This window comes from Actinokineospora sp., from assembly GCF_050699995.1.
In the GTDB taxonomy this organism is placed as follows: Bacteria; Actinomycetota; Actinomycetes; order Mycobacteriales; family Pseudonocardiaceae; genus Actinokineospora.
In genome coordinates, this window is sequence record NZ_JBOHGC010000376.1 from 1 (window position 1) to 6,608 (window position 6,608).

General features: G+C 70.8%; 9 protein-coding genes. 1 reads left to right on the top strand and 8 read right to left on the bottom strand.

Annotated elements, in window-relative coordinates; genetic code table 11:
• The 7 genes from mftE to mftA form a co-directional block, all read right to left on the bottom strand.
• On the bottom strand, positions 1–462 hold a 462-nt coding region (gene mftE, locus ACRDSQ_RS18530), incomplete at its 3' end, for a mycofactocin biosynthesis peptidyl-dipeptidase MftE (RefSeq protein ID WP_431422791.1).
• The gene (gene mftF / locus ACRDSQ_RS18535) at positions 447–1,736 is read right to left on the bottom strand and encodes a mycofactocin biosynthesis glycosyltransferase MftF (RefSeq protein WP_431422793.1); all 1,290 of its coding nucleotides are present in this window, start codon (positions 1,734–1,736) and stop codon (positions 447–449) included. The genes mftE and mftF, both read right to left, overlap by 16 nt.
• Complete coding sequence (locus ACRDSQ_RS18540; RefSeq protein WP_431422794.1) at positions 1,733–2,533, bottom strand: mycofactocin-coupled SDR family oxidoreductase; 801 nt, start codon at positions 2,531–2,533, stop codon at positions 1,733–1,735. Before ACRDSQ_RS18540 ends, mftF begins: the two co-directional genes overlap by 4 nt.
• Positions 2,511–3,683, bottom strand: coding sequence for a pre-mycofactocin synthase MftD (gene mftD / locus ACRDSQ_RS18545; RefSeq protein WP_431422795.1), 1,173 nt, complete (start codon positions 3,681–3,683; stop codon positions 2,511–2,513). The genes ACRDSQ_RS18540 and mftD overlap by 23 nt, the downstream gene beginning before the upstream one ends.
• 11 nt (positions 3,684–3,694) lie before the next feature.
• Positions 3,695–4,852 (bottom strand): mycofactocin radical SAM maturase, encoded by a 1,158-nt coding sequence (gene mftC, locus ACRDSQ_RS18550; RefSeq protein ID WP_431422796.1) that lies wholly within the window; start codon positions 4,850–4,852, stop codon positions 3,695–3,697.
• Positions 4,849–5,145 (bottom strand): mycofactocin biosynthesis chaperone MftB, encoded by a 297-nt coding sequence (gene mftB, locus ACRDSQ_RS18555; protein ID WP_431422798.1) that lies wholly within the window; start codon positions 5,143–5,145, stop codon positions 4,849–4,851. Before mftB ends, mftC begins: the two co-directional genes overlap by 4 nt.
• Positions 5,123–5,209 carry a mycofactocin precursor MftA gene (gene mftA, locus ACRDSQ_RS18560; protein ID WP_431422804.1) on the bottom strand — a complete coding sequence of 29 codons (87 nt, stop codon included), beginning with the start codon at positions 5,207–5,209 and terminating at the stop codon, positions 5,123–5,125. The genes mftB and mftA overlap by 23 nt, the downstream gene beginning before the upstream one ends.
• A gap of 71 nt (positions 5,210–5,280) precedes the next feature.
• Between mftA and mftR the strand changes: the two genes are divergently transcribed.
• Positions 5,281–5,877: a mycofactocin system transcriptional regulator gene (gene mftR / locus ACRDSQ_RS18565; RefSeq protein ID WP_431422800.1), complete on the top strand. Its 597-nt coding sequence runs from the start codon at positions 5,281–5,283 to the stop codon at positions 5,875–5,877.
• Positions 5,878–6,144: 267 nt separating this feature from the next.
• Here mftR and ACRDSQ_RS18570 read toward each other — a convergent pair whose 3' ends face one another.
• Entirely contained in the window at positions 6,145–6,285 is a 141-nt protein-coding gene (locus ACRDSQ_RS18570) for a hypothetical protein (protein WP_431422802.1), read from the bottom strand.
• Between the last annotated feature and the right edge of the window lie 323 nt (positions 6,286–6,608).

The following is a 6,608-nucleotide window of genomic DNA, read 5'->3' on the forward strand; positions in this document are numbered from 1 at the left end:
CAGCAGCACCGATGTCTCGGTGTGACCCGCGTGGGTGTCCGCGGATGGGCCGGTGGGTGACCAAACGATGACGTGACGGCCCTCGTCACGACACAACGCGACCGCCGAGTTGATCGCCGCGAGGTTGCCCCCGTGACCGTTGACCAGCACGACCCCGCCGAACGCGTCGGCGGAGCGGATCAGTTCGACCAGCAGCAGCCGCAACGCCTGCCCGCCGACCGACAGGGTGCCGGGAAAACCCGCGTGCTCACCGCTGGACCCGTACCCGATGGCCGGGCCGACCACGACATCCGGGACCCGCTCGGCGAGTCGTCGGCACAACTCGACGGCGATCGTGGTGTCGGTGTCCAGCGGAAGGTGCGGGCCGTGCTGTTCGATCGACCCGACGGGCACCGCGAGCAGCGGGTGCCGGTCGGCGAGGTCGGGGGAGCGCAGGGCGCCGAGATTCACCGGCCCGGCCATTCCGCTATTCGCGGCAGTACGGGCGCGAGGGTTCGTTCGCGGACGCAGCCAACCCATACGCCGGCGCCGTAGGCGAGGTCGTCCGCGACACGCAGCGCCGACCAGGTCGGGCCGCGCCCGATCATGGCTGGGACCAGGCTCGCCAGCAACACCAGCCGCCCCCGCCGGGTCAGCAGTGCCAGCGGCCACCACGCGCGGCGCACGGCGTCCGCCAACAACAGGCCCGCGCCAAGGTGCCCCTTGGCGGCCAAGGCCAACGACGCCGACGGCGGCACGCCACGGCCTCGGAGTTTTCGGGGGAGCAGCGCCGCGCTGCCCGCCGCGAGCGCGAAGCCGATCACGGGATGGCCTGCCGCGACCAGCGCCCACGCGGCCGCGCTCCAGCGGGAGAGCCGCGCGCACGTCAGCTTCCCCGGGTGACGTGTGGACAAGGGCGCCGCCGAGGTGCCGTAGTCGAACCGCTGGCGCAGCCAGGCTCGCAGGGTCGCGCGCGGCTCGTGCCACACCGTCGCGGCGGGCTGGTACCGGACCGTGCCGCCGCCGGCGATGAGGCGCCAGACCAGGTCGACGTCCTCGCCGAACCGCATCGTCTCGTCGAACCGCGATGACACCGACCGCCGCACGACCAGGGCGGCGCTCGGGACGTAGCTGACTCTGCCCATCGGACGGACCGATGCCGCTAGGGCGCCCAGGTCCAGTGGGCACCGGTCCGCTTCGTAGCGGCCGATCGGCGATGCCGTCGGCACGCTGCGGACCCGTGGGGCGACCGCGACCACCGCGGGATCGTTGAACAACGGCAGCACCGTGTCCAGCCAGCCGGGGGCGGGAACGGTGTCCGAGTCGAGGAAGGCGACCAGCTCGGTTCCCGCCAGCCGCAAACCCGCGTTGCGGGCCGCACCAGGGCCGCGCGGGTGATCATGGCGGAGCTGGGCGGCGGGCACCGGCACCGCCGAGCCGTCGTCGACCACCACCCTGGCGCCGAGGTCACCAGTCGCGTCCAGCAGGCGGGCCAGGCCGGTCGCGTTGTCCTTGACCGGCACCACCAGCGTCACGTCCGACGGCGTGAACCGGCTCGGCTCCGGCAGCGGGTGGACCAGCCCGGCGTCGAGCAGACGTCGCGCCATGGGCTCGTTCGTGACCTCCGCACCGTCGAGCCACTGGCTCAACGCCCGAGCGCCCGCCGGGCTCAACCGCAGCAGGCGCAGCGGTGACCCGCCGATCAACACGGTGTCGTCGGCGTAGCGGCGCACGGAGTGGTCCAGGGCGACCCTCATCCCGTGAAGCCTCCGTCCGCGTGCACGACGCTGCCCGTGATCGCCGCCGACTCCGCGGAGCACAGCCAGCACACGACCGCCGCGACCTCCGAAGGCTCCAACACCCTGCCCACGATCTGGTGCTGCCCGAACGCCTCCACCGACTCCAGGTGATAAAGCCCGGCCGTCGCCGCCAGCATGTCCGTGCGCGTGGACCCCGGCGATACCGCCGTCGCGGTGACGCCGGTGCCACGCAAGTCGTTGGCCAGACCTTTCACCAGCCCGACCACCGCGTGCTTGGCCGCGCCATACGCCGCGAGGTGCCACAGGCCGCGGTGCGCCGCCGCCGACGCCAACGCGACAAACCGCCCGGACCTCGGCTGTTCCCGCCGCAGCATTACCGGAACCGCCGCCCGCGCGAGGTTCGCGACGCCGGTGACCCCGACGTCGAACAGTGCCGCCCACTCCCCGTCGGTGATCTCCCACAGCGGCCTACCGCCCGCGATCACCGACGCCGCCGCGACGGCCGCGTCGAGCCCGCCGAACCGGTACACCGCGACCTCCACCGCGTCGCGCAGCGCCGACAGATCGGTGACGTCGACCGCGAGATCCACCACCGACTCCGGGTGTTCAGCCGCCAACGCCGCGAGCTCGGCGCGGGTGGCCAGCGGATAGCCGATCCGGGGATCGTCGGCGCACCGATCCACGGCGACCACTCGCCACCCCGCCGCCACCAAACCGCGCACCGTCGCGGCCCCGATGCCGCGGGCGGCGCCGGTGACGATCGCGACGCGGCTACATTCCTCTGGTGAAGCCATCGGGCACCAGGATGTCCTCGGGCGTCAGGTCGTGGATCGACGACTTGCCCAGCCCGAGCAGCGCCGAGTCGATACCGCCGCGCAGGATCTCCAGCACGTTGACCACGCCCGTCTCGCCGCCCGCCGCCATGCCCCAAAGGTAAGGCCGTCCGACCATGACCGCGCGCGCTCCGAGCGCGACGGCCTTGACCACGTCGCTGCCGCGCCGCACGCCGCCGTCGAGGACGACCTCGATCTGGTTACCGACGGCTTTGGCGATACCGGGCAGCGCGCGGATCGACGCCGGGGTGCTGTCGAGGTTGTTGCCGCCGTGGTTGGACACCGAGATCGCCGACGCGCCGATGTCGACCGCGCGCCGCGCGTCGTCGGGGTGCATGACGCCTTTGATCAGCACCGGTCCGCCCCACTGCTCACGCAGCCACGCCAGGTCCGCCCAGGTCGGCGGCGGGGTGCCCATCCACTGGCCGTAGGCACCGAAGAACGTGGGTCCACGGCTGCCGACGTCGGCCAGGTTGGGGGTGGTGAGGTCGGGCAGCCGTCCGCTGCGCAGGAACGCGGCGAGCCAGCGTGGCCTGGTCACGACCGACGGCGCGAACGCGACCATGGTCTTGAGGTCGACCTTGTCCGGCAGCGTGGGGCTGCCCCAGTCACGGCGGTGGGCGAACGTCCAGTCCAGGGTCACGATCAGGCCCTGGGCGCCCGCGCGCTTGGCGCGGTCGAGTCTGGCGAGGATGTCGTCGCGGCCGCCCATCCAGTACGCCTGGAAGAACGTCTTCGGGTTGGCCGCGATCACTTCTTCGATGGGTTTGCTCGCGAACGAGCTCAGCCCCATCGCGGTGCCCGCCGCCGCGGCGGCCCGCGCCACCGCGACCTCCCCGTCCGGGTGGACGGCCTGCACACCGGTGGGGGACAGGATCACCGGCAGCGACAGCTCCTGGCCCATCACCGTCGTCGACTGGTCTCGGATCGCGGGCAGGTCGGCGATCCGCGGGCGCCACCCCAGCTCACCGAACGCGGCCACGTTGTCGGCGAGGGTGCGGCCTTCCTCGGTGCCGGCGAGCAGGGCGAGGTAGACCGGTTTCGGCACGCGCTTCTTGGCCCGGCGCCGAGCTTCCTCGACGGTCTCGAACCACTTCCTCGTACTGGCCATGGATTCAGCCTTCAGTTCATGCCAGCCAGGGGGCTGGTGTCACATGGTCGATCGGGGACGCGCTTGCCGGGCAGGCCGAGCAGCACCGTCCGCGAATGGTCTTTGTCCGGTTTGGGGATATCGGCGCCGACGAGCGCGAGCGCCCGTTCGCCGTTGCCCTTCACGCACTCGGGGTCGGGGCCGTCCAGCGGCAGCCCGGTGAAGAACTTGGCCGCCATGCAGCCGCCCTGGCAGGTGTCGTACGCCGAGCAGGACGCGCACGAGCCGCCGGTCTGTGGTTCCCGCAGCGACGCGAACAGGCTGGAGGTGCGCCAGACGGCCGCGAAGCCGCCCTCGTCGCGGACGTTGCCCGCGAGGAACTCGTCGTGGATGGCGAACGGGCAGGCGTAGACGTCGCCGATCGGGTCGATCAGGCACACCACGCGGCCCGCGCCGCACAGGTTCAGGCCGGGGATCGGGGTCGAGCCGAGCGCGTTGAGGTGGAAGAAGGAGTCGCCGGTGAGCACGGTGTCGCCGTTGGCGACCAGCCAGTCGTAGATGTCGCGCTGCTGAGTGGCGGTGGGGTGCAACTCGTCCCAGACGTCGGCGCCGCGGCCCGACGGGCGCAGGCGGGTGATGCGCAGCTGGGCGCCGTAGCGGTCGGCGATCGCCTTGAACTCGTCGAGTTGGGCGACGTTCTGCCGGGTCATCACCACGGAGATCTTGAAACCGGTGAAGCCGGCGGCGGCGAGGTTCTCCATCGCCTGGATCGCGGTGGCGTACGAGCCGGGTCCGCGGATCGCGTCGTTGACCGCGGCGGTGGCGCCGTCCAGCGAGATCTGTACGTCGACGTAGTCGGTCGCGGCGATCTGACGTGCCCGCTGCGGGGTGAGGCGGACGCCGTTGGTGGAGAACTTGACCCCGACGTCGTGCTTGACGGCGTAGTCGAGCAGTTCCCAGAAGTCGGCGCGGACGGTGGGTTCGCCGCCGCCGATGTTGACGTAGAAGACTTGCATGCGCTGCAGCTCGTCGATGACGGCCTTGCACTCGTCGGTCGAGAGTTCGCGCGGATCGCGCCTGCCGGAGGAGGACAGGCAGTGCGTGCACGCCAGGTTGCACGCGTAGGTCAGTTCCCAGGTCAGGCAGATAGGGGCGTCGAGCCCGTGTTTGAAGTGGTCGACAAGTCTCATGTGGAGTGTCCTCGGGGCTGGATCGTGCCCGCGGTGAGCATGCCCGCGAGCGCGTCGAGATAGCGGGCGACCTCGGCCGCCGGTACCCCGGCGGCCGCGAGTGCCCCGTGGACATCTGGGTGCTGTTCGAGTTCCCGCACGACTCGCACCAGCGTCGGCGTCTTCAGGAAAGACAGCCTGCGGGTGGTGAAGTCGTAGACCAGCGCGCCGAACGGCTCCGGCCGCAGCGAGACGGAGGGGCTCAGCCGGTGCGGCCGCGCGGGGTCGAACTCAGTAGACGCCGCACATGCCATCGATGGACACGTCCTCGACCAGCAGGTCCTCGGCGACCTCAACGGATTCGGTGGTATCACTCATGATTGACTCCCGATGCGAAGTTCACGAACAGGACCGACAATAACGGCACTCAGTGCCAAATGGAAGGGTTCATGGCGAACACGGCTGCCGCGCGCCCTGGTCGACCCCGGTCGACCAGCAAGGACGAGATCGAACGGATCGCGTTCGACCTGTTCGCCACGCGGGGCTTTGACGCGACCACCGTCGACGACATCGCCACGGCGGCAGGAATCGGCAGGCGCACGTTCTTTCGCTACTTCGAGTCCAAGAACGACGTGGTGTGGGGCGATTTCGACACGCACATGGAGCTGATGCGGGCTCGCTTCGCGCAGTGCCCGCCGGACCAGCCCCTCATGGCGGCGCTGCGGGATGTGGTCGTGGACTTCAACCGCTTCGACCCCGCCGAGGTGCCCTGGCACCGCAAGCGGATGGACCTCATTCTGACCGTGCCCGCGCTGCAGGCCCACTCGACCCTGCGGTACGCGCAATGGCGGCAGGCGGTCGCGGCGTTCGCGGCCCAGCGGTTGGGAGTGGACGAGGGGATGCTGGTGCCGCGAGCACTCGGCCACGCGGCCCTCGGGTGCGCCCTCGCGGCCTACGAGCAGTGGCTCAGCAGCCCGGACGCCGACCTGATCGAGTGCCTCACAACGTCGATGGACGCCCTGGCCGCGGGCTTCACGACCGGCTGATAACGGCAGGTCAATAGTTCGCAAACCGCGTCGCGATGGCGACGATCGGCTGCTCTGGTTAGCCGTGGTAGACGGCGCGGGCGGCCCCGCTCGGGCCCTGGTCGTCGATGGGCGATATCCAGCCGCCGATGAGGGCGAGGGCATGGCGGGGAGCGCACCTCGAGCGGGCTCGGCCCCCCGGGAGCGCCGCGAGCAGCGAAGGACCAGCTCGGCCGGTGATCGGATGCCGTACGCAGGCAGCACAGGGGTGTCGGCCATCCCGCGACACTAGGCGCGCAGCACCAGCGCGTGCGCGTCGGTCACCCCGACGTCGACCCGGGTGCCCGATTCCCAGCCCAGCAGGGTGAACAGGCGCTTCTCGCTGATCCGGCCGTCGACATCGAAGGCTGCGATCGCGTAACGACGCATCTGTCGCGACCGTGCTGCGGGCAAAGGGCCCGGATCCGGCGCGGTCGTCCGGCGAAGATCCAACTCACGGCGCCGGCGGGACCCGGGCGAGCCCTCGCCACCCGACGACGGTGTCGGAGCGGAGCCCGCGGGGCCCCAGGGATCGGCGGGGATCATGCGCTAACTCAAGGCGATCACCGCCGCAAGCAAAGAACGCACGCAGCGGCCATACAGCCGCTGACGTGCGTGTTCGTAGAAGGGTCAGTAGACTTTGGTCTGTGCGGGAGATATCCCGTGTTTGAGTGTCCCTGAGGTTTCGCACTTTTCGCGGTGACACGGTTGGT

Excerpts from the sequence above, each read along its gene's own strand:
- mftF (WP_431422793.1), bottom strand. The coding sequence starts at position 1,736 with ATGAGGGTCGCCCTGGACCACTCCGTGCGCCGCTACGCCGACGACACC.
- ACRDSQ_RS18540 (WP_431422794.1), bottom strand. The coding sequence starts at position 2,533 with ATGGCTTCACCAGAGGAATGTAGCCGCGTCGCGATCGTCACCGGCGCC.
- mftD (WP_431422795.1), bottom strand. The coding sequence starts at position 3,683 with ATGGCCAGTACGAGGAAGTGGTTCGAGACCGTCGAGGAAGCTCGGCGC.
- mftC (WP_431422796.1), bottom strand. The coding sequence starts at position 4,852 with ATGAGACTTGTCGACCACTTCAAACACGGGCTCGACGCCCCTATCTGC.
- mftB (WP_431422798.1), bottom strand. The coding sequence starts at position 5,145 with ATGGCATGTGCGGCGTCTACTGAGTTCGACCCCGCGCGGCCGCACCGG.
- mftA (WP_431422804.1), bottom strand. The coding sequence starts at position 5,209 with ATGAGTGATACCACCGAATCCGTTGAGGTCGCCGAGGACCTGCTGGTC.
- mftR (WP_431422800.1), top strand. The coding sequence starts at position 5,281 with ATGGCGAACACGGCTGCCGCGCGCCCTGGTCGACCCCGGTCGACCAGC.
- ACRDSQ_RS18570 (WP_431422802.1), bottom strand. The coding sequence starts at position 6,285 with ATGCGTCGTTACGCGATCGCAGCCTTCGATGTCGACGGCCGGATCAGC.